This window comes from Paraburkholderia heleia NBRC 101817, from assembly GCF_000739775.1.
Lineage (GTDB): Bacteria > Pseudomonadota > Gammaproteobacteria > Burkholderiales > Burkholderiaceae > Paraburkholderia > Paraburkholderia heleia.
On sequence record NZ_BBJH01000024.1, the window covers coordinates 52,971 to 74,743 of the forward strand.

Genomic DNA, 21,773 nt, shown 5'->3' on the forward strand with positions numbered 1-21,773 from the left:
GCAGACTCCCAGAATGCCCGCCACTTCGCGCGCGTGTCGCGCGATCATCAGTTCTTCGCTGGCCGGCGTCACCCAGACCGGGACCTTGCTCGACGCCGTGCCGATGCGGGGACCGCCGGCTGCGCATTGAACGCGCCGAACTGGATGATCGACGAACCGGCGTTGAGAACGGGGATGACGTCGGCCATGGTCTTACCCTGTCGCCCGCGCACGTTCGAGCGGCAGGGACGAACGAATCTTGTCGAGCATGCCGAGCTGGGCGGCGGTCGGCCCGGCTTCCTGCACGCGCCGGTCGGCCAGCAGCTTTTCGGCCAGATCGAGCAGCTTCTCCCGGTCTTTGGGGTCTTCCAGCAGACGCGGGAGCGTGGCGAGCGCCTGTTCCGGCTCGTAACGCACGATGATTTCCTGCTCGCCGCGCAAGCGCCTCCACTGGTCGTCCGGAAGCTGGGGCAAATACGCGGCATAGTCTTTGGCGAGCTCACTGCGCAGCGCAAGCCGCGCAAGCGGGATCGGCTCGCCCCGGCGCGCGAGCAGGCAAGCGGCGCGAGCCAGCGCCTCGGTATAGCCGCCTTCGGTCATCGACGCCAACGCGTCCCTCACGTAGGGCAGATCGCGGTAATCTCCGGGCGCCGCAGCGGATCTGACTTGCGGCGCTTCGCCGTGGTCGACGGCGCCCAAGTTTCCGTAGAAGGAGAAAAACGCGCTCTCCGTCATGGCGTCGCGCATCGCGCGATAGAAGTCGAGCGACGCACTGATCATCTCCGAGCCACAGTGCTCGAACGCCCGTAGCCGGGTGTCCTCATGGGCTTCGGCGCGCCGCTTTGCCCTGACCGCCCCGGCAGCCGGCCCGAGCCATGCAAGCCACGGATTCATGTCGGAAAGCGCCCAGCGTTGCGCGCGAAGCGGATGAAACTGCCGCTGCAGGTTCGCCGTCGTTTCGTTCGACGAGGCCCGTACCCACGGCTGCAGGAAAAGCTCGTACGCGCGCTGGTTCAATTCCGACAGGCGTTTGACGGCCTCGAATGGCTGTTCATCGCTACGCCCGAACCGGTTCAGGCGTGCGGCGATATCTTCGAGCCGATACTCCCGGAATGACACGTCGTATGCCGTTTTTCCTGCTTCGCCCCGTCGCTCGGCAATCTCCATGCCGTAGAGACCAGGCGGGAAGGCTTCGATCGCTTCGAGCACGGAAGCGATCTGCTGGTGCTCCTTCTTCGCCACCTTGCCCGAAACGAAAATGCCGAGATGGCCAATGCTCTGGTGCACGAGCCCGACGATCACCTGACCGCGCGCCTTGATCTCCTCCGTGCTTCCGTAGATGTCGGCGACCCAGTTGAACGCCTGTTGCGGCGGCGTGATGTTGTCGCCGAGCGACGCGAACAGGACGATCGGCGACTTGATTTCCCGCAGGTCGAACGCCGCCCCGTCGGGACCCCGAACCTCGCCCGACCATAGCTTGTTACCGACGAACAGGTTGCGCGTGATCCACTCGATCTCCTCGCGGTTCATCAGGTAGTAGCCGCCCCACCAGCGCTCGAAGTCGAGGAAGCGCGGCGGCTCGGTATCGACGTTGTCGAACAGGTGATAGTACTTGTCCCACAGGCTGTTGGCAGGATTGAGGTTCTCGAAGTTCTGCACGAGATGGGCGCCATCGAACTTGCCGTTGCCGAGATCCGCCGTTAGCGACGCGAGCCAGGTACCGCCCAGCATGCCGCCGGCGTAGCGCATGGGGTTGTCGCCCTCGCCTTCGCTCCACGCGCCGCTCCAGTAGGACATGGGGGCGCCGTTGATGACGAGCGGCCCCGTATGGTCCGGGTCGGAACTCGCGAGCATCATGGCGGCCCAGCCGCCCTGGCAGTTGCCGACGATCGCCGGTTTCGGGCTGTCCGGATGCAGTTCGCACACCTTCTTGACGAATTGCGCTTCTGCGGCGCAGACGTCGAGCAGTGTCTGGCCAGGTTCCGGATCGCGAAAGAAGATGACGAAATACACGCTATGGCCAGCCTTCAGCGCGACACCGGCCTGTGAATCGTCCTTGAAGCCGCCGATGCCAGGACCGTGGCCCGCACGCGGATCGATGATCACATAAGGACGCTTGCTAACGTCGACGATCACACCGTCGGGCGGCAGCAGGCGCACCAGCGCGTAGTTGACTGGCCGCGCCAGCTTGCGCCCGTCGATAACGAGTTCGTGGCCGAAATGGAGGACGGGTTGAAGGCCGTCGCGCGTCTGCTCGACGAAGCCGTTTCCGCGCTGACGCAAGGTGTCCCAGAAGAGCACGGAGCGCTCGGCGACATCCACCGCGTAGCGGTAGCCGGCCCAGGGGTCCAGCGCAGTTGCCCATGCAGTTGCCGGTGCAGGCCTTGCCGAAGCGGGTTTGTCGTCCTCGCCCAGCCGTCCGGCTGCATCCGCCAGGCGCCGACTGAACTGGGTCTGCGCTAATTCCGATCGCCTGGCGAGGAGCCGGGCAACCTTGCCGCCGATCTCCTGGCAACGCGCATATTGATTGGCGAGGTCAGTCATGGCATCACCTTCTGGTTCGCGAACGGGTGGCTAAAGCCACGTCCGCCCACTCGATTGAATGAAAGGAATGCTTACGAATATGCTGGTCGATCGCTTGTGTGGCTGCAAAATCGGATAGGGCCGCTATCTGTTCAGACACTGGCAGAGGCGTGTGACAGGTTCGTTACGGGGCCGCGCCGGCGACGAATCCGTTTGCAAGAACTGAATCGTGCAACGGCTCGCGTGCTTTCTCTATAGGACCATCGGCCCATATCCCGATGCCACGGCTGTCCTCGCGGCAGTAGGACCAAAGTCCGATTGACGGACATTCCGCGACATGGGATTCGTCGAATTCGCGCAGTAGCCCACAGGAAGGCAGCGGTGAGACGTTCGACACAGGCGTGCGTCGGCAATGACCACGCATCTCCTCTTGCACGAGGCCGTATGAATACCACTACCCCCACACAGCAAACCGCGGCCGAAAAGCGCGAGCCCATACTCAATACCGTCGAGCGTGTGACCGAACTGTGCTTTGGCCTGTTCATGGCGTTGACTTTCGTCGGAGCGGTCAAGGCGGTCACAGCGGGCGAGGACGCCGGCCGCAAACTGTTTTTGGCCGCCCTCGGATGCAATCTCGCCTGGGGCCTCGCCGACGCCGTGATGTATCTTGTTCGCACGCTCGCCGATCGCGGACAGCGCCTGACACTCGCCCTGACCGTGAAGCGCGAAGCGGACCGCGCCGCGGCAGTGCGAGCCTTGCGCGGCGCGTTGCCGACGGCGCTGGAGCCGCTCGTCGACGACGAAGAACTCGAGCTGATTCGCGCGCGCCTCGCCGCGGCGCCTGGGCTGCCACCTCGCGCGCAGTTCAGGCGCGATGACTTTCTTGGGGCACTGGGCGTTTTTCTGCTCGTCGTCGTGTCGACATTCCCGGTTGCCCTGCCCTTCATCCTCCTGAAGGATCACATGGCGGCGCTCGTCATCTCACGCATACTCACGCTCGCGATGCTCTTCGCCGCCGGTTTCGCGCTCGGACGCTACACCGGCGCGGGTGCGATGAAAGCGGGCTTCGCCATGACGCTGCTTGGAATCGTGCTGACGATCGCGATCATTGCGCTCGGCGGATAGCCCATCGTCCCTCGTCACGCGAGGGCGCCGGTCGTGCGAATCCTGGGCGGCCGGTCGCGCAGCAGCAGCGGCATCAACCGTCGATTGGCGGTTTGCGCCGCCCACTCGCAGTAGGCGGCGCTGCCGAGCACCCAGCCCTCGAGCGTCGCCTGCATCAGGCTATTGACCTCGGATTCGTCGAGAGGCTGTGCCGCCAGGTCGCGGTAGGACCGGTGGCGCTCGAACGGCGTACTGCCGAGCGCGCGGTAGAGCGGATGATCCTTGATGAACCTGTCGGCACGCAACCCGACGTGGTGCGCGTAGCTCGACCACGGGTAGTTGCCCGGCTCGGTCACGAGGCGGCTGCGCACCGGCGCATGATCGATGACCTGGCTTGCGAGCAGAAAATAGCGCTCGGGTTCGATCACGGTTGCCCGGTACTCGCCGCGCCACATCGCACCGCGGCGTCCGTGGCGGCGGTTGAAGGTCTCGACGTAGCGACGGCAAACCGCCTGCATCGCCATGGCCACGCTCGACTCGTATGAGGGCGTGACGAGGAACTGCACCGCGTCGGGCATGAGCACCCACGCGTGGACTGCCAGATCGGCGACGCGCGCGGCGTCCGCGAGGCAGGCGAGGAAGTAAAGGTAGTCTCCTTCGTCGAGGAATGCGGGCCCCGTGAGCCCCTGCAAGATAACGTGCTGCGGTTGTTCCGGGACGTAGTGCCGTGCAAGCCGTGTCATGCTGAATTAACCGGAAATCCGATGTGGGGAAGCGATCCGACAGGTATCGGTCGCCAGACGCTGCGTGAGTGGATCTACGATTGAATTCTATGGGCCACGCGCGGGCGTCTGCGTCGCGAACAGGCCTTTTTTATGGCCTCAATTCGCTGATTTGCCGATCGCTACCGGCGCTTTCAGCGCCACCACTGAATAGTTGCCGCGCGCCGCGATCCGGCACCACTAATCCGCAACAAAAGTTCACGAACTCCATTCGCAGCGCATCTGTGCCGGTCGAAGCCCGGCACCATGCGGTATGCGAATTTCACTGATAGGAATCCGAACGATAGCGTGCGAGCCGAAGCTCGAAACTTCGGCGAACCGGAACGCAGGTGAGCCCAACCGGTCAGCCGGCGGGCGACGCCGGCGGCACAAACGCTTCGGCCTGCAGCGCGATGCGCCACGGCGTCCATCTGATATCAAAAGCCCGTTGCGCGCGGCGCGCGTCGAGCCGGATGTCCTGTTGCCACAGCCGCGCGAGCGAAGGCGGCAGCGGCGGCGGCACCTTCACGCCACCCAGTTTGCGCCCCGCGGTCCCGGCAATCTTCAGCGCAGGCGCCCACACCTTCGTTTCGAGCGCAAGACGCCGCGCGCCGATCCGCTCGACCGGCGTTGCTCCCAAAACGCGAGCATACGCGACGAAGTACTCGTTCCAGCGCGGCGCCTGCGCCATCGCCAGGTTGTAAGTCTGAGCGCCCGAAGCCGGCGCGCGCAGCGCGGCCAGCGCCGCCTGAACGACGTCGTCGATGTGAACGAGATTGCTGCAGCCGTCGCCGGCGGCGCCGAGGTCGCCCAGACGCCGCGCGCGCAGCAGTTGCGCAATGCGCGCCGACCATTGCGGGCTGCCGCCTCCGTAGATGCAGCCCGGACGCAATATCGTGAGCGCGGGCAGCGCAGCAAGCAGCCGCTCCGACTCGACCTTCGCATGGCCATAAGGGCTCACGGCGTCGAGCGCGGCCGCTTCGTCGATACAGCCCTCGGCGGCGCCGTACACCGCCATCGAACTGAAGTGGACCACGGGCAGCGGCGCACCGCGTGCCTGCAGCGCGGCAGCCAGCGCGCGCGCATTCGCGACGATCGCCGCCGGCGCACCTGCCACGCAGTTGACCACGCCGTCCACGTCGGCAAGCGCGGCGGCGAGCGACGCGGGGTCCGCGGCATCGACACGGCGCAGGCCGCTCCCTTGCCTGCGCGAGGCGGCAACCGGCTCGGCCCATTCGGCACGGCTCAACGCTTTCACCAGATGGCGGCCGACAAAGCCGGTCGCGCCGAGTACGAGAATACGGGCTTTCATCACGCGGGTTCGGAATGGTTTGCAGCGGGAACGGACAGCGCGCCGAGATCGGCGGCGCCTTTGAGGTGTTCGGCGAGCCGCAGTGCGAGCGCGACGATGGTCAAGGTCGGATTCGCCTGGCCCGAAGTCGGGAACACCGCGGCGCTCGTCACGTAAACGTTGTCCGCTTCATGCAGCCGGCAGTCGGCATCGACCACGCTCGTGCGCGCGTCGCGCCCCATGCGCGCCGTGCCGATGTGATGGCCGCCATACGCGCCGTAGCGCGTCATTTCGGCTTCGACCCGCGCGGGGTCGTAACTGAACCGGCCAACGCCCGCGCGCTCGACCTCGTGCGCGAGCGCGGCGAGCGCGCGGCTCACGGTCGCAACGTCCTGCTGCGTATAGCGCCAGTCCACGTGGATGCGGCGCAGGCCGAGCGCATCGGTTTCGTCGCCCAGCGTGACGCGGCTCGCCGGATTGGGCTCCTGCTCCGCATGGAAGTCGAGCGAGAAGCGCAGATTCGCGGGTCGCACGATCACCGAAGGAAACTTGCGCGCGGCCAGCGTGCGTCGCCGCAGCCAGTGCAACAGGAAACGCGCCGTGTTCGGCGCGTCGGCAACGACGTTGTTCAAGTGCGCGAGCGTGGAGCCCGCATAGCCCTCGGGCGTGCCGTCGTAGAGGCGCTTCGCGTATTCGTAAGGCACGATGCCGCGCGCGAGATACAGCGCGGAGAGGATGCCGTTGCCGTGCCCGGCGTCCGGAATGCGCGGATGATGCAGCCGCGCAATGAAGTTGCCCGCGCGCAGCGCGGCTTGCTGCTGCGGGCGCAGCGCGAGGCGGCGGCGGCAATAGATGCCCTCTTCCGTCACCTCGTAGCCGTGCCACACGGACTGCGCCGCCGCGAGATCGAGCGTGCCGATGGTGCCCGCGAGATGGCTCATGTAATAGCGGCCCACCGCGTCGTGGGCGTTGCCGAGTCCCCGGCCGCTCGGCCCTGGGCTGTTGAGCAGGAGACGCGGCACTTCGAGCCCGCCGGTTGCAAGCACGTAGGCGCGCGCGGCCACCTCGAACGTTGCGCCTCCCGTCGCGTCCGTGGTGTTCAGTACCCGTACCCGGGCCGCGCCGACACGTCGCGTCGAACCCGCCAGCATCGGCAGGCGGCACAGGTTCGCATGCTGGAGCACACGCACGCGGCCTTTCGCGAGGCGCGCCCGGTAACGCTGACCGAAATCGGTCGGGCAACTGAAACGCTCGAGCGTGTCCGTCGAAAAGACGTCGCTTGCCAAGCCGCCGATCATCGGGCGCGGCGGCGCGGCGAACGCGCCTTCGGCGGTATAGGCGAATTCGCCCGCTTCGCACAGCGCGTTGGCTTGCGGGTAGTGGCGCAGCACGTCGGCGAACGCGATTGGCCACCCGCTGTGCGCGACGTAGTCGCGCACCTCGAAGTCGAACGCATCGAGCGGCATGCAGCGGCCGCCCCACAGCGTGGTCGAGCCGCCGAAGCGGCGCACGCGATAGTGCTCCGGCGGCGGATGAAGCGCCGCATTCGCCACCGTCCCCGCGTACAGCTGCTGGGTTGCGGGCTCGGGCGCATCGCCGCCGCTCTCCAGCACGATCACGTCGAGCCCGCTCTCCTCCAGCGCGAGCGCGAGCGCGATGCCGGCGGGGCCGGCGCCCACGATGCACAGGTCGGCGCGCAGCGTCGTGCCGGCGGGAATCTCACGGGCGTCGGTGATCATCGTCTGTCATGAACGGTAAAGGAGAAACGGGCCGCGGCGATAGTAGCCAATCGCACGCGCGCAACCGCCGGCGCAACCAGAGAAATTTGAGACACATCCCGATTTTTGTCTCCAAAAAAACACTGTTGGATAACCCGGCCCACCGACACAGCAGTAAGATTCTGTCTGAAGTCCAAAACGCCTTGGCAAAAGCCAGGAGACCAGAAAAAAACATAACGTTCGTCGCATGACGGGGGGCACGACGCCGGTTCAACGGGCGCCGTGCGTGGCTCTCGTCGTGTGCGCACGTCGGGGTCACAAAAACAACATGAGCACGCCTTACATAACCGCGGAGCCGCAGGCCTCCGCACGGGGTGTCTTCAAGCCGAGCATTCCCTTGTTCGGACTCGACATTGCAGCGGTGTCGTTCGACACCGCGCTCGACGTGCTTTGCACCGCTGCCTTGCAGCGCGACGGCCGGGCGCGGGTGGCGGTCACGCCGAACGTCGATCACGTGGTGCGTCTCGACACGCAGCCCGATCTTCAACGCCTTTACCGCACCGCCGACTTCCTGTTCGCGGACGGCATGCCCGTTGTCTGGGCGAGCCGCCTGTTCGGCGCGCCGCTGCCGGAACGCGTGACGGGCGCGGACCTGTTGCCCGCGCTGTGCGAGCGCGCCCGCGCGGGCGGCTGGAAAGTGGTGGTGGTGGGCGGCCGCCCGGGCCACGAAGCCACGCTCGTCGCTGGCTTCGCGCAGCATTATCCGGGCCTCGACGTCGCGGTGATCGCGCCTGCCATGACGTTCGACCCGACCGGCCCCGAGGGCGATGCGGTGGCCGAGCGCGTGCGCGCGGCCGCGCCCGATATCGTGTTCGTGTGCCTCGGCATGCCCAAGCAGGAACGCTGGGCCCTGCATCACGCCGGCAAGCTGGCAGGCGGTCTCATGCTGTGCGCGGGGGCGGCCGTCGAGTTCGCCGTCGGCCTGCAGCGGCGTGCCCCCGCGTGGATGCAGCGCTGCGGTCTCGAATGGTGCTGGCGCATCAAACAGGACCCCGCGCGCCTGTGGCGCCGCTACCTCGTGGACGACCGCCGCTTCTTCGGCATCCTGTGGCGTCACTGGCGCGTGGCGCGCACCCGGCGCGGCGCGTAAGGCTGCCGATGCGAGCGCGGCCGGCGCAGGTCCGGCCACGTCTCGCGCGGCGCACGCTTCAAACGGCATTGCGGCCCCAGACGATCGACGGGATCGTCTTCAGCAGGATCTGCAGATCGAGCCACAGCGACCAGTGCGCGATGTAGTAACGGTCGTACTCCACGCGGCGCTGCATCTTGTCGGGCGTATCGGTCAAGCCGCGCAGCCCGTTGATCTGCGCCCAGCCCGTCATACCCGGTTTCACGCTATGGCGCAGCATGTAGCCGGGGATCAGTTGCCGGTACGCTTCGTTGTGTTCCGCCGCGTGCGGACGCGGACCCACGAGACTCATCGAGCCGCCCAGCACATTGAAAAGTTGCGGCAGCTCGTCGAGCGAAGTCCGGCGCAGATACCGCCCCACACCCGTGATCCGGTCGTCGCCGCTGCGGGCCTGGCGCACGCCCTGCTCTTCGGCGTCGCCCTCGTCCTGCGCCGCGACGCGCATCGAGCGGAATTTGTGCACGACGATCGCCCGGCCGTGCTCGCCGTTGCGGCGCTGCCTGAACATCACCGGTCCCGGCGAATCGAGCCGGATCGCCAGAGCGATCGCAAGCATCACCGGCCACAGCAGCGCGAGCAGCAGCGCCGCGCCGGCAATGTCGACCGCGCGCTTGAGCATGCGCGAAAGCCCCAGAATGGGCACGTCGTGCAGCGCCAGCAGCGGCACGCCCGCGAGGTTCGCGCCTGTCGTCGCGACGTCGTGAAGAAAGTGCAGCTCGGGCACGAGATAAATCGCCGCCGTTGAATCGTAGAGACGCGTCACGACGTCGGCCGTGATGTCCTTCACGTCCGTTGCGTCGGCTCGAGCCATCGCGGCCTGCCCCATCGCGAGGAACACGATCTCGTAGTCGTTCGCGTGAATGCGGGCAGCAGCGTCTTCATAGCGGCCGAGATACGGCGGCAGCGCTTCCCCGTCGCGCGGCGCGACGGGCGCATCGTTGTAATAGCCCGCCACGTGAATGCCGAGAATCGGCGAGCGCTGCAGGCGCAGGTTCAGCTTGCGCGCTTCGCTGCCCATGCCGAAGAACACCGCACGGCGCAGGTTGCCGGGCGCGTTGTTGACGCTGTGGGCCACGCCGCGCAAGACAGCGAGGCCTGCGAGCTGCAGCGGCAGCGCAATGGCGGCCCATTGCATGACCAGCGTGCGCAGGGCCGTCGTCCCGTTATCGCCATGCGTCACGAACAGCAGCACCATGAGCGCGATCGGCAGCCGGCACCAGCGCCATGCGCCGCGGCCCAGCATCCACCAGAGATGACGCGCGCTGGCAATCAGATGAAAACGCGCGAACACGACGAACGCGGCCGCGGCGAACGCGCCGGTCAACGCCCGCGTGTAGGGCGTGTCGGCGGTCTGTCCGCGCAGCAACAACAGCGCGACGAGCGCGCCTGTGTTGAGCGCCGCGCTGACGACACCGACCAGCGCCATAAAGAGGCGGTGATGGTGGGGCGACTGGGTGGACATGACGGGTTCGGCCAGTATGTGCGACTGTTTGATACGCCTGATTGGCATGACGGCGGGATTGGGCCGCGGGGGAATGACCGTCTGCGCGAGGCGCAACAGCGGCAAGCGGTGCCGGACGATTCGCCGGAAAGGCGAAACGTGAGACTCGAACACTTGCGATGACATACGTAATGCGAACGTACGCGCTTTTTTAAACATGGAGCGCGATTCGTAGTGCAAGACGGCCGCTCCCCGTCGGCCTGATGGCGCGGACTCCTTTTCCGGCGGCGCGAGTGGTCTGGATTCGCGCCAGCAGCCCGGAATGGAGAGCGGCCATCCCATATTCGCGCGTATCTTACCAGCGCATTATGAATTTGCGTGATCCAGAAAGATGACGCCGCAAGAACGCGCGCTGTTGTTGTGAATTTGCCAATAAGGCTGATTTAACGCCACCGTTATTAATAGGGCAGGTTCGTGGAATGAATGGAAATGAATCGCGATTCTTTTGCGCGCGAATGGGGCGAATCACGTTCGCGCAAACGTTTGATCAAGCAAATCGAAATGCGCGGCGGCGCCGCGCTCGACCACTCGGTGCACCGCTCAGTGCCCCCTCAGTGCCCCGCATAAATTGACCGTTCGCCGACGCTCGCCACGATCGGCGCACCGGCGTCCGAGCTGCCCGTCATCGCCACGCCGCCGAACGCCGTGTTGCCCGGCGCGGCCTGCTGGGCCTTTTGCGCCTGCTCCTGGGCCACGATCGCCTCCGCGTGCTGAATGTCATCCGGGTAGTTGACATCCTTCGCCGCCGGGCGATACCCCGCCTGCTCCACCCGCACGAGATCGGCGCGCACCTGGGCGCGCGTGACCGGCGCGTTGGCGGGGTTGGCGGTCTGTGCGAAAGCGGCAGCGGGAGCGGCCAGGGCGCAGGCAACGAGCAATGTGGAAACGAGTGCTTTCATGATGTTCACCTCTCAAAGAATGGCCGCTGCATCGGGAAGCGATGCCGCCTGAGCCGCCCTCGGCGATGTCGCGAAGGTTGACTGCATTCTGGTCGCGCGGCGCTGACCCAAAGCTGACCTGCCGATTACGAGTTCGTTATCTGGGCACAACGCGCTCACGGCGGCCAACGCCCGCTGCGCGGCGAAGATGACAAATCCGTAATGTCGAGGTCAGCACCGGGTAAGCGCGCCCTTCCGATACTTGCGCCACTCCCGCCTCAACCCGGACCCTGTCATGTGGATCGTCAAACTGGCTCTCAGACGGCCTTACACGTTCATCGTGCTGGCCGTACTGCTCTTTATCCTCGGGCCGCTCGCCATCATGCGCACGCCCACGGACATTTTTCCGAACATCAATATCCCGGTGGTCAGCATCGTCTGGACCTACAACGGCTTCTCCGCCGAGGACATGGCGCACCGCATCACCTCGAACTACGAGCGCGCGCTGACTTCGGACGTGGACGACATCGAGCACATCGAGTCGCAGTCGCTCAACGGCGTTTCGGTCGTGAAGGTGTTCTTCCATCCGGGCGCCGACATCAACCGCGCGATTGCCGAGGCGGCTTCGAACTCCGCTTCGATCCTGCGCATCCTGCCGCCGGGCACGCTGCCGCCGAACATCATCACGTACAACGCCTCCACGGTGCCGGTGCTGCAACTGGGCCTGTCCAGCGCGACCTTGCCCGAGCAGTCGCTTTACGACCTCGGCAACAGCTTCATCCGCACGCAGCTCGCAACCGTCCAGGGCGCGGCCGTGCCGCTGCCCTATGGCGGCAAGATCCGCCAGATCATGGTGCAGCTCGACCCGAAAGCGTTGCAGGCGAAAGGTCTCGCGCCCGCGGACGTCGTGAACGCCGTGAACGCGCAGAACCTGATCCTGCCCGGCGGCACCGCGAAAATCGGCTCGCGCGAATACAACGTGGAGATGAACGGCAGCACGCAAACCGTGGCGGCGCTCAACGACCTGCCCATCAAGACCATGAACGGCAGCGTGGTGTACGTGCGCGACGTCGCGCATGTGATCGACGGCTACGCGCCGCAAACGAACATCGTGCGCGCGGACGGCAAACGCGCTGCACTCCTTACCGTCGAGAAGACCGGCAGCGCCTCGACGCTCACGATCATCCAGCAGGTGAAGGCCATGCTGCCGAAGATCGCCGCGGGCCTGCCGAGCGCACTCAAGATCACGCCGCTCTCCGATCAGTCCGTGTTCGTCAAGTCGGCGATCTCGGGCGTGGTGCGCGAAGCGCTCATTGCGGCCTGCCTCACGGCCGCGATGATCCTGCTCTTCCTCGGCAGCTGGCGCGCCACGCTCATCATCGCCGTGACGATTCCGCTCGCCGTGCTCACGTCGCTCATCGCGCTCGCGGCGCTCGGCGAGACCATCAACATCATGACGCTCGGCGGGCTCGCGCTCGCGGTCGGCATCCTCGTCGACGACGCCACCGTCGCCATCGAAAACATCACGCATCACCTGGAGCGCGGCGCGACGCTGCACGACGCCATCCTCAACGGCTCCGGCGAGATCGCCGTGCCGACGTTCGTTTCGACGCTCTCCATCTGCATCGTGTTCGTGCCGATGTTCCTGCTTTCGGGCGTGGCGCGTTATCTGTTCGTGCCGCTCGCCGAGGCCGTGGTGTTCGCGATGTGCGCGTCGTACTTCTTCTCGCGCACGCTGATTCCCACGCTCGCCATGTATCTGCTGCGCGCACGCACGCCCGGCGCCGCGCCTTCGCGCGGCATCGCCGGTGTGTTGACGCGTTTTCAGGCGGGCTTCGAGAGACGCTTCGAAGCGGTGCGCAACCGCTATCGCGCACTGCTTCAGGCGGCGATCGTGCAGCGCCGCCGTTTCGTCGTGCTGTGGGTCGCGCTCTGCCTCGGCTCGCTCGTGCTGGTGCCATTCACCGGCCGCGACTTCTTTCCCGCTGTCGATACCGGCGAAATCCGCCTGCATCTGCGCGCGCCGACCGGCACGCGTATCGAGGAAACGGCCCGCATCACCGACGAAGTCGAAGCGAAGATCCGCAGCGTGATTCCGCCCGCCGAACAGGCGGCGGTGCTCGACAACATCGGCGTGCCGGTGAGCGGCATCAACCTCACATACGACTCCTCGGACCCCGTCGGCCCCGAAGATGCGGACATCCTCATCACGCTCGCCTCGAAGCACAAACCCACCGCGCAATATGTCGCGAAGCTGCGCAACGTGCTCAACGCCTCGTTTCCGGGCGTGACGTTCGCGTTCCTGCCTGCCGACATCGTGAGCCAGATTCTGAACTTCGGCCTGCCCGCGCCCATCGACGTGCAGATCGTCGGCAACAAGCTCGCGCAGAACCGCGTCGTGGCGAACCACCTGCTCGACGCCATGCGCGACGTACGCGGCCTCGTGGACGCGCGCATCCAGCAACCCGGCGACGAGCCCACCATCGACGTCGACGTGGATCGCACGAAGGCCTTGCAAGCAGGCCTCACGCAGCACGACGTGGCGCAGAACCTGCTCATCGCGCTCTCCGGCAGCTCGCAAACGACGCCCAACTTCTGGCTCGATCCGAAGAACGGCGTGAGCTATCCGCTCGTGACCGAGGTGCCGCAATACGATATTCATTCGCTGCAAACGCTCGCCAACATTCCGCTGACGACGTCGCAATCCGTCACGTTCACGCCGCAGAACCAGCTTGGCACGCTCGGCACGCTCTCGCGCAGCTCGCAGGAAGCCGTGGTCTCGCACTACAACGTGCAACCCGTGCTCGACATCTTCGCGTCGACGCAAGGGCGCGACCTGGGCGGCGTCGCCTCCGACGTGAACCGCCTGGTGAACGCCGCGCGCGCCCAACTGCCGCCGGGCTCCTCAATCGTGATGCGCGGCCAGGTGCAGTCGATGAACGCCTCGTTCAGCGGCCTCGCAGCGGGCCTCGTGTTCGCCATCGCGCTCGTGTACCTGCTGATGGTCGTGAACTTCCAGTCGTGGCTCGATCCGCTCATCATCGTGAGCGGCCTGCCGGCCTCGCTCGCCGGCATCGCGTGGATGCTGTTCGTCACCCAGACCACGCTCAGCGTGCCGGCGCTCACGGGCACGATCCTCTGCATGGGCATCGCCACGGCCAACAGCATTCTCGTCATCAACACGGCGCGCGAGTCGCTCGCTGCGGGCATGGAGCCGCTCGCCGCCGCGCTCGATGCGGGCTTCAACCGTTTTCGTCCGGTGCTGATGACGGCGCTCGCCATGCTGATCGGCATGTTGCCGATGGCGCTGGGTCTCGGCGACGGCGGCGAGCAGAACGCGCCGCTCGGGCGCGCCGTGATCGGCGGCCTCGCAATCGGCACGCTTTCCACACTCGTGTTCGTGCCGGTCGTGTTCGGCATGGTGCATGGCTGGCTCGCGCAACGCCGCGCCGCGCGCGATGCCAGCGACGATGCGCAAGCCGGTGCAACCACTCACGTTGAATAAGGATTCCAGAATGAAATCGCAGACACCGCAAGAGGAACGCGATGCCGCGGCGCAAACCGCAACGCGGGGCCGCCCGGCTATTGTCGTCGGTCTTACCTGCCTCGCAATCGCCGTAACGCTCCTTACGGCGGGCATCGTGCCGCGCCTCGAAGCGCGCACGGCGCAAGCCAGGCAGGTCGCGGCGCAGCGCGAGCTGATCGTCTCCACCCTCACGCCCACGCGCGCACCCGCCACGCAAGACCTGTTGCTGCCCGGCTCGGTGATGTCCTGGGCCGACGCCCCGATCTACGCGCGCACGAGCGGATACGTGCAGCACTGGTACACGGACATCGGCGCGCACGTGAAGGCAGGCCAGACGCTCGCGCAGATCGACACACCCGAACTCGACGCGCAGCTCCAGCAGGCGCGCGCCGACGAAGCCACCGCACAGGCCAACTATCGCTTTGCCAGCAGCACGGCACAGCGCTGGCAGACGATGTTGCAGACGCAATCGGTTTCCGAGCAGGACGCCCAGGCAAAAACGAGCGACGCAGCGGCGAAACTCGCCACGCTGCAGGCAGCGCAGGCCAACGTGGCGCGGCTGCTGGAACTGGTTTCCTACCAGAACGTGACGGCGCCCTTCGATGGCGTCATTACGGCGCGCAACGTGCAGGTGGGCGCACTCGTCACGGCGGGCGGCACGCCCGGCCTCGCCACGATGCCAGGCGAGCTGTTCCATATCTCGCAGACCGACCGCCTGCGCGTGTACGTGGACGTGCCCCAGGACGACGCGGCTCTCGTCACGCCGGGCACGGCCGTCTGGTTGACGACGCAGCAATATCCGGGGCGACGCTTCGAGGCGAGCGTTGCGCGCAGCTCGAACGTGATCGATCCCGTGAGCCGCACGCTGCACGTGGAAGTCGATGTGGACAACCACGACGGCGCGCTGATGCCCGGCGCCTACGCTCAGGTGCATCTTGCGCTCACGGCGGCCGCGCCGGCGCTCGAACTGCCCGTGAGCGCGCTGCTGTTCCGACCGGACGGGGTGACCGTCGCGGTGGTCGATGCAAGGAACACGGTGCAATTGCGCAAGGTGACTATCGGCCGCGACTTCGGCACCTACGTGGAAATCGCAACCGGCCTCGCGCCGGCCGATCGCGTCATCAACAATCCCGGCGACGCCATTGCCAGCGGCCAGAGCGTGCGCGTGGCGGGGCCCTCGGCGGCTGCGCAAGCGAAAGCGTAAGCGAGGCTCATCATGTTCGAACGCCCTCTCCCCGCGCTGCGCCGGATCGTCGTCGCCTGCACGGCAGCGTCGCTCGCGGCATGCTCCACATTGCCGCATTACAGCGCGCCCTCGATGGACGTACCGGCGCACTACGCCACCCAGCCAACACAAGCCGCGGCGGCGCCCGGCTGGAGCGTCGCCGCGCCCGCCGACGCCAAACCGCGCGGCCCATGGTGGACCCTCTTCGGCGACCCCGACCTCGATCAGCTCGAAGCCCGCGTGGACGTGTCGAACCAGAACGTGCGCGAGGCAGTCGCCAATCTCGAAGCCGCGCGCGCAATGGTCGACTATCAACGCGCGGGTTATGCGCCTGTCGTGACGGCGGGCGTGGCGGCGCAGCGCTACCGGACCTCGCAGAACCTCGTGGACCATTCGCTTGCGGGGAAGACGATTCCCGACTATTCGACGGGCCTCACGGCAAGCTGGGAACCCGACCTGTTCGGGCGCGTGAAGGACGCGACCGTCCAGGCCCGCGCCAACGCCCAGGCCACGCAGGCCGACCTCGAATCAGTGCGGCTTTCGGTTGCGAGCCAATTGGCGGCGGACTACTTCGATTTGCGTTCGCTCGATCGCCAGAAGAAGCTGCTCGACGACACCGTGACCGCGTACACGGCGGCGCTGCGCATTGTGCAGCAGCAACTCGCCGATGGCGCGATCGACGCCTCTGCCGTCGCTCAGGCGCAAACCCAGCTCGAAAGCGCGCGCACGGCGGATAGCGACATCGACGTGCAGCGCGCGCAACGCCAGCACGCCATCGCCACGCTGATCGGCGTGCCCGCTTCGACCTTCAGCCTGCCGCCGCGTGTCGACCCCGCCGTCGTGCCGTCGATTCCCGCGGGCGTGCCCTCCGCGCTGCTCGAACGGCGTCCCGACATCGCTGCGGCCGAGCGGCGCGTGGCGGCGGCCAATGCGGGAATCGGCGAAGCCTGCGCGGCCTTTTATCCCGACCTCACGCTCTCCGCGACAGCGGGCCTCGAAAGCACGTTCTTCGCGCCGTGGCTCAGCGCGCCCAGCCTCTTCTGGTCCCTCGGCTCCCAGCTGGCCGGTACGCTCTTCGACGGCGGCCGGCGCGACGCCACGCTAAAAGGCGCGAACGCGCAATACGGCGCGGCCGTCGCCGGCTACCGGCAAACCGTGCTGACGGCGTTCCAGCAAGTCGAAGACAACCTGAGCGCGCTCGCTACGCTGGCGAGCGAAGCCCAAAGCCAGCAGCGCGCGACCGCCGCCGCGCAACTCTCGCTCAAGCTCACCACCAACCGCTACCAGGCGGGCGCGGTAAACTATCTCGATGTGGTGACGGCACAGACCATCGCGCTCTCGAACGAACGCAACGAGGAGCAGATCGCGGCAAGAAGGCTCGATGCGAGCGTGCATCTGCTGGAGGCACTCGGCGGCGGCTGGGACCGCGCGGCGCTGAGCGACCCGAGCGCTAAGGGCGGACAAACGTCAGGATGAACCGCGTGCTGGCCGCATCGCTTTCAGCGCGTGCCGAGCCGCCGTGCAGAGCCATGATCGTGCGTACGATCGCGAGCCCCAGACCCGCCGACGCACCTGTGCGCGGCTCGCGGTGGCGCGACGCGTCCGCGCGATAGAAGCGGTCGAAAATGCGCTCCAGCAGTGCGGCTTCGATGGGCGTGCCGGGATTGGCCACCGCGACCTCGATGGCCGTCGGCGTCTGTGCGACGCTCAGTGTGATCTCCCCGCCGCGCGGCGTATAGCGCAGCGCATTGGCGAGCAGGTTACCCACGGCGCGCCGGAACAGCTCCTTGTCCGCGCGCAGGCGGCCCTCGCCCTGCACGCGAATCTGCACGCCCGCCTCTTCGGCAAGACCTTCGAAGTAGTCGGCAATCTGCGTGAGCGCATCATGCACGTCGAACTCCGCGAGCGTCGTCATGAACTGCGGGTGTTCCGCGCGCGCAAGAAAGATCACACTTTCGATCATGCGCGAAAGCCGTTCGCATTCCTCCAGATTCGATTCGAGCAATGCCTCGTATTCGGCCGTGGTGCGTTCCCGCGCGAGCGCCACTTCGTTCGCGCCGCGCAGGTTGCCGAGCGGCGTGCGCATGTCATGCGCGAGATCCGCCGTGTATTGCGACATACGCTCGAAGCCGCCATGCAAACGGTCGAGCATGGCGTTGATCGATTTCGTGAGCGCTTCGAGCTCGCTCGGCGCGCGTTCGACTTCAATGGGCGTATCGAGCCGCTCCACCGTGACCGTGGCCGCACGCGCCGCCATCTCGCGCAGCGGGCGCAGCGACTCGCGCACGAGCAGCCAGCTCATGAGGAACGCGAGCAGCATGCCGGCCAGGCCGAAGCCGTAGAGCCGCTCGCGATAGTGGTCGAGCAGCCGCCAGCGGTCGGTCATGTCGCGCGCGATGACGATGGTGACGGGCGTGCCGTCCGCCAGCGCCGCGTCCGTGGCGAGTCCGCGCACGGGTATGCCGCGCGCGTTGCGCCACTCCACCACGTCGCCTTCGGTAATGCGTTGCGCCGGGGGCAGGCGCCGTGCGAGCGCCGCTTCCGGGAACGCCGCGTCCGCAATGCCCGCCGTGTTGTGCTCGACCAGTTGCGCACCGCCGGTGCCGAGTATTTCCATGGAAAGCGCGGGATTGCCGAGCACCTGGCTCGCGAGCCGCTCCGCATGTTCGCGCACGTCGTGCTCGTTGTGCAGTTCCTGCGCGAGGCGGCGCGTGTGCCGCGAAATCAGCACGATATCGAGGTCGTCCTGCTGCTTCACTTCGCGATCGAGCGTGAAATAAAGCGTGCTCCCCACGAGCGCGAATACCGCGAGCGTCGTGCCCGCGAAGCTCAGCGCAAGGCCTGTCGCGAGCGAGCGTACCGCCATGCGCGGCATCAGTCGTTCCCTTTGATTTCCGCGACGTAGCCCACGCCGCGCACCGTGTGGATCAACTTGACGTCGAACGCATCGTCCACCTTCGCGCGCAGGCGGCGAATGGCGACTTCCACGACGTTGGTGTCGCTGTCGAAGTTCATGTCCCACACATAGGAGGCGATTTGCGTGCGCGTGAGCACTTCGCCCTCGCGGCGCACGAGCAGTTGCAGCAGCGAGAACTCCTTCGGCGTAAGGTCGATGCGCGTGGTCCCGCGTTTCACGCGCCGGCGCGTGACGTCCACTTCGAGGTCGCCAAGCATCAGCACGTCGCTCTCGCGCGGGGGGCCGCGGCGGGCCAGCGTGCGCACGCGCGCGAGCAGTTCGACGAACGCGAACGGCTTGACGAGGTAGTCGTCCGCGCCGAGTTCGAGCCCCTTCACGCGGTCGCTGATGTCGTCGCGCGCGGTAAGGAAGAGCACCGGCGTGGTGTGCGTGGCGCGCAGCGTCTTGAGCACCGTCCAGCCGTCCATTTCAGGCAGCATGACGTCGAGCACGATCACGTCGTACGCGGCCTCTTTAGCGAGAATCAGGCCTTCCGCGCCGTCCGCGGCGACGTCCGCGGCATAGCCCGATTCCTCGAAGCCCTTCTTCAGATAGGCGCCGGTCTTCGGCTCGTCTTCGATCACAAGAATGCGCATCGCCGTTCAGTTCCGAGTGTGTCCGGCTCAATTGTATGCGCTCGCTGGCCCGCTGCGCCTATCGCCGTGCGTCGTAACGCCGGCCTTGCCCGACTGGGGCGTAACGCGCCCCCGCGGCGCGTACCAGACGCCCATAACGAAAACGGATGCCTCGATAAACATCGGGTAAGCGATGGATGGAATTCGAAGGGCTCTGGGGCGACCGATGCGCGGCGGCGAATTCGCTCATAATGCTCAGTTCCTCGGCCTGCCAGCGTGCGGATGAACCACCATGCATATCGACCGGTTTGAAATTCGCGTACCCGAAGATGCACTCGACGACCTGCGCCGCCGTTTGCGCGCCACGCGCTGGGCCGACGCAACGCCCTCGCCGGCGTGGCAACAAGGGGCCGATCGGATGTGGCTACATGAACTCGTCGCGTATTGGGCAGACGAATACGACTGGCGCGCCGCCGAACGCGCGCTGAACCAGTTGCCGCAGTTCATGGCCGAACTGGGCGATGCGGGTACCGCGGCGGGCCAGCGCGTTCATTTCGTGCATCGGCGCGGCGCGGGCCCGAAGCCCTACCCACTCGTGATCACGCACGGCTGGCCGGGCTCGTTCATCGAATTCCACGCGCTGCTCGACCGGCTCTGCGACCCCGCCGCATTCGGCGCGGACCCAGCCGATGCATTCGATGTCGTCGTCCCTTCGCTGCCCGGCTTTGCCTTTTCGCCCGCGCCGGCGGCGCCCGGCACCTCCGCGTTCCAGATCGCAGACCTGTGGAGCACGCTCATGCGCGGCCTCGGCTACGAGCGCTTCGGCGCGCAGGGCGGCGACCTCGGCGCGGGGGTTTCCATCGCGCTCGCCGCGCGGCACAGCCGGGCCGTGCAGGGCATCCACCTGAACTTCCTGCCCAGTTCGTACGAACCCGCAATCGACGCCGCGCAAGCCCCGCTCACCCCGGCGGAACAGGTCTATCTGCGCGAAAAGGCCGACTGGGCAGCGCTGGAGGGGGGCTACGCGCATATGCACAGCACCAGGCCGCAAACGGCGGCAGCGGCGCTCAACGACTCGCCCGCTGGACTGGTCGCGTGGATCGGCGAGAAGTTTCGCGCCTGGAGCGACTGCGACGGTGACATCGAACGCCGGTTCTCCAAGGACACCTTGCTTACGGACCTTTCACTGTACTGGTTCACGGGCAGCATCGGCACGTCCATGCAGATGTACTGGGAAAACCGTCTCCAGCCGTTTCGTTTTGCGGCCGGGCAACGCGTGGAACCGCCCGTCGCCTTCGCGCGCTTTCCCAAGGAGATCAATCACCCGCCGCGGTCGTGGCTCGAACGCGTGTTCAACGTCGCGCAATGGACCGACATGCCGCGCGGTGGCCATTTCGCCGCCATGGAAGAGCCCGATCTGCTCGCCGACGACATTCGCCGCTTTTTCAGACGGATGCGGGAGTAAGCGACACTGCGCCTGACTGCGCGTCACTGCGCGGCGTTGTCGCCGAACGGATGCGCGGGGGCATCCGTCGCGCGCCACGCGTAACGCCTGAGCAGCGCGGCGTAGCCGTCGATCACGAAACCGCCGCATTTATGCCGATAGTCGTCGCGCCGCATATGGTAGGCGCGCGGCAGTTGAAACCACGGCAAGCGCGGTAGATCGTGGTGCACGAGATGATAGTTGTTGTTCAGATACAGAAAGCGCATGACGAACCCGGCCTCGTTGATGGCGATGCGCGCCTTGGGATGCCACGCCGCGCGATGCTCGTACAGCGAGCGGACCATCGCGAGTCCGAGCGCGGGCCATGTGACGGCGGCGAGATACCACCACCACGGCACGCCCGCGTAACGCTGCACCCACGTGAGCAGCAGCACGACGGCCGCGCCGTGCGCGAACCACATCGGCACGTGTCGCCAGTCGCCGCTTCGCAGCGCTTTCACCGCGCCGGCGAGCATGGCGGCCACGCTCATGGGCGGCCCGATCACCACACGGCCCACGAAGCTCTTGCGTGCGTGCCACAGCACGCGATGCCAGTGCGGCAGGCGGGCCCACTGCTCGTGCCGCACGTAGTTCGTTTCGGGGTCGATGCCCGGCACCGTCAGCGCTTCGTCGCGATGATGCGCCATATGGCTCTCGCGGTACACCGCATAGGGAAACCACACGGCGAGCGGCGGCCAGCCCAGTACCGTGTTTAGCCATGCGAACCGGGTGGGATGACCATGCAGCAATTCGTGCTGCAGCGACATATGCCATGCGCACAGCACGATGAGGCATGGCGTGGCGGCCGCGAGCGTGATCAGCCCTGAGCGTACGAACGTCAGCACCGCAAACCAGCCGCCGTAGATCACGGCGATCAGCAGCCACGTGGGCCATTCGGTGCGTGCGGTGAACCCTGCGGCGAGCGCGGCGACTTCCCGCGCGTGGTCTGCGTCGAAGTATTCGGCCATGTTCGCCAGCTCCCGCGATAAAGGACGGTGCCACTCCATACGGAGAGCAAAGCAATGCAGGTCCTCACCATACCGAACGCGCGGCGTTGCACCAAC

The 21,773-nt window shown here is 66.5% G+C and carries 15 protein-coding genes; 6 read left to right on the forward strand and 9 right to left on the reverse strand.

The features are described from left to right. Positions 1 to 192: 192 nt before the first annotated feature. Positions 193 to 2,523, reverse strand: a complete 2,331-nt coding sequence (locus BHE01S_RS20355; RefSeq protein ID WP_042267127.1) for a DUF3141 domain-containing protein — start codon at positions 2,521 to 2,523, stop codon at positions 193 to 195. A 423-nt stretch (positions 2,524 to 2,946) separates the two neighbouring features. Here BHE01S_RS20355 and BHE01S_RS20360 point away from each other — a divergent pair, with 423 nt between their 5' ends. Then, positions 2,947 to 3,627, forward strand: a complete 681-nt coding sequence (locus BHE01S_RS20360) for a VIT1/CCC1 transporter family protein (RefSeq protein ID WP_042267129.1) — start codon at positions 2,947 to 2,949, stop codon at positions 3,625 to 3,627. 14 nt (positions 3,628 to 3,641) lie between these two features. Here the strand turns inward: BHE01S_RS20360 and BHE01S_RS20365 are convergent, their stop codons facing one another. From BHE01S_RS20365 to BHE01S_RS20375, 3 genes are all read right to left on the reverse strand, one after another. After that, positions 3,642 to 4,349 carry a transposase gene (locus BHE01S_RS20365; protein ID WP_042267131.1) on the reverse strand — a complete coding sequence of 236 codons (708 nt, stop codon included), beginning with the start codon at positions 4,347 to 4,349 and terminating at the stop codon, positions 3,642 to 3,644. A 382-nt stretch (positions 4,350 to 4,731) separates the two neighbouring features. Next, the gene (locus tag BHE01S_RS20370) at positions 4,732 to 5,679 is read right to left on the reverse strand and encodes an NAD-dependent epimerase/dehydratase family protein (protein ID WP_042267133.1); all 948 of its coding nucleotides are present in this window, start codon (positions 5,677 to 5,679) and stop codon (positions 4,732 to 4,734) included. After that, positions 5,679 to 7,397, reverse strand: a complete 1,719-nt coding sequence (locus BHE01S_RS20375) for an FAD-dependent oxidoreductase (protein ID WP_042267135.1) — start codon at positions 7,395 to 7,397, stop codon at positions 5,679 to 5,681. The genes BHE01S_RS20370 and BHE01S_RS20375 overlap by 1 nt, the downstream gene beginning before the upstream one ends. Before the next feature lie 307 nt (positions 7,398 to 7,704). On the opposite strand from BHE01S_RS20375, the gene BHE01S_RS20380 reads away from it, so the two are divergent. Next, positions 7,705 to 8,526, forward strand: a complete 822-nt coding sequence (locus BHE01S_RS20380; RefSeq protein ID WP_063769099.1) for a WecB/TagA/CpsF family glycosyltransferase — start codon at positions 7,705 to 7,707, stop codon at positions 8,524 to 8,526. Between the two features lie 58 nt (positions 8,527 to 8,584). Here the strand turns inward: BHE01S_RS20380 and BHE01S_RS20385 are convergent, their stop codons facing one another. Next, positions 8,585 to 10,027 (reverse strand): undecaprenyl-phosphate glucose phosphotransferase, encoded by a 1,443-nt coding sequence (locus BHE01S_RS20385; RefSeq protein WP_042267264.1) that lies wholly within the window; start codon positions 10,025 to 10,027, stop codon positions 8,585 to 8,587. Positions 10,028 to 10,617: 590 nt separating this feature from the next. After that, on the reverse strand, positions 10,618 to 10,965 hold the full coding sequence (locus tag BHE01S_RS20390) for a DUF4148 domain-containing protein (protein ID WP_042267265.1): 348 nt from the start codon (positions 10,963 to 10,965) through the stop codon (positions 10,618 to 10,620). A gap of 274 nt (positions 10,966 to 11,239) precedes the next feature. Between BHE01S_RS20390 and BHE01S_RS20395 the strand changes: the two genes are divergently transcribed. Genes BHE01S_RS20395 through BHE01S_RS20405 form a run of 3 tightly spaced genes read left to right on the forward strand, consistent with a single transcriptional unit; the run spans position 11,240 to position 17,171 of the window. Next, the gene (locus BHE01S_RS20395) at positions 11,240 to 14,449 is read left to right on the forward strand and encodes an efflux RND transporter permease subunit (protein ID WP_042267139.1); all 3,210 of its coding nucleotides are present in this window, start codon (positions 11,240 to 11,242) and stop codon (positions 14,447 to 14,449) included. A 10-nt stretch (positions 14,450 to 14,459) separates the two neighbouring features. Then, positions 14,460 to 15,674, forward strand: a complete 1,215-nt coding sequence (locus BHE01S_RS20400) for an efflux RND transporter periplasmic adaptor subunit (protein WP_042267141.1) — start codon at positions 14,460 to 14,462, stop codon at positions 15,672 to 15,674. Between the two features lie 12 nt (positions 15,675 to 15,686). Next, positions 15,687 to 17,171, forward strand: coding sequence for an efflux transporter outer membrane subunit (locus BHE01S_RS20405; RefSeq protein WP_042267143.1), 1,485 nt, complete (start codon positions 15,687 to 15,689; stop codon positions 17,169 to 17,171). Here the strand turns inward: BHE01S_RS20405 and BHE01S_RS20410 are convergent. Continuing rightward, a complete protein-coding gene (locus BHE01S_RS20410; RefSeq protein WP_042267266.1) occupies positions 17,146 to 18,561 on the reverse strand; it encodes a heavy metal sensor histidine kinase in 1,416 nt (471 codons plus the stop codon). The two genes, BHE01S_RS20405 and BHE01S_RS20410, sit on opposite strands and share 26 nt — an antisense overlap. A gap of 8 nt (positions 18,562 to 18,569) precedes the next feature. Next, a complete protein-coding gene (locus BHE01S_RS20415; RefSeq protein WP_042267145.1) occupies positions 18,570 to 19,247 on the reverse strand; it encodes a heavy metal response regulator transcription factor in 678 nt (225 codons plus the stop codon). 271 nt (positions 19,248 to 19,518) lie between these two features. On the opposite strand from BHE01S_RS20415, the gene BHE01S_RS20420 reads away from it, so the two are divergent. Then, a complete protein-coding gene (locus tag BHE01S_RS20420) occupies positions 19,519 to 20,691 on the forward strand; it encodes an epoxide hydrolase family protein (protein ID WP_042267148.1) in 1,173 nt (390 codons plus the stop codon). A gap of 23 nt (positions 20,692 to 20,714) precedes the next feature. Here BHE01S_RS20420 and BHE01S_RS20425 read toward each other — a convergent pair whose 3' ends face one another. Next, positions 20,715 to 21,677, reverse strand: a complete 963-nt coding sequence (locus tag BHE01S_RS20425) for a fatty acid desaturase (protein ID WP_042267154.1) — start codon at positions 21,675 to 21,677, stop codon at positions 20,715 to 20,717. Positions 21,678 to 21,773 lie beyond the last annotated feature (96 nt).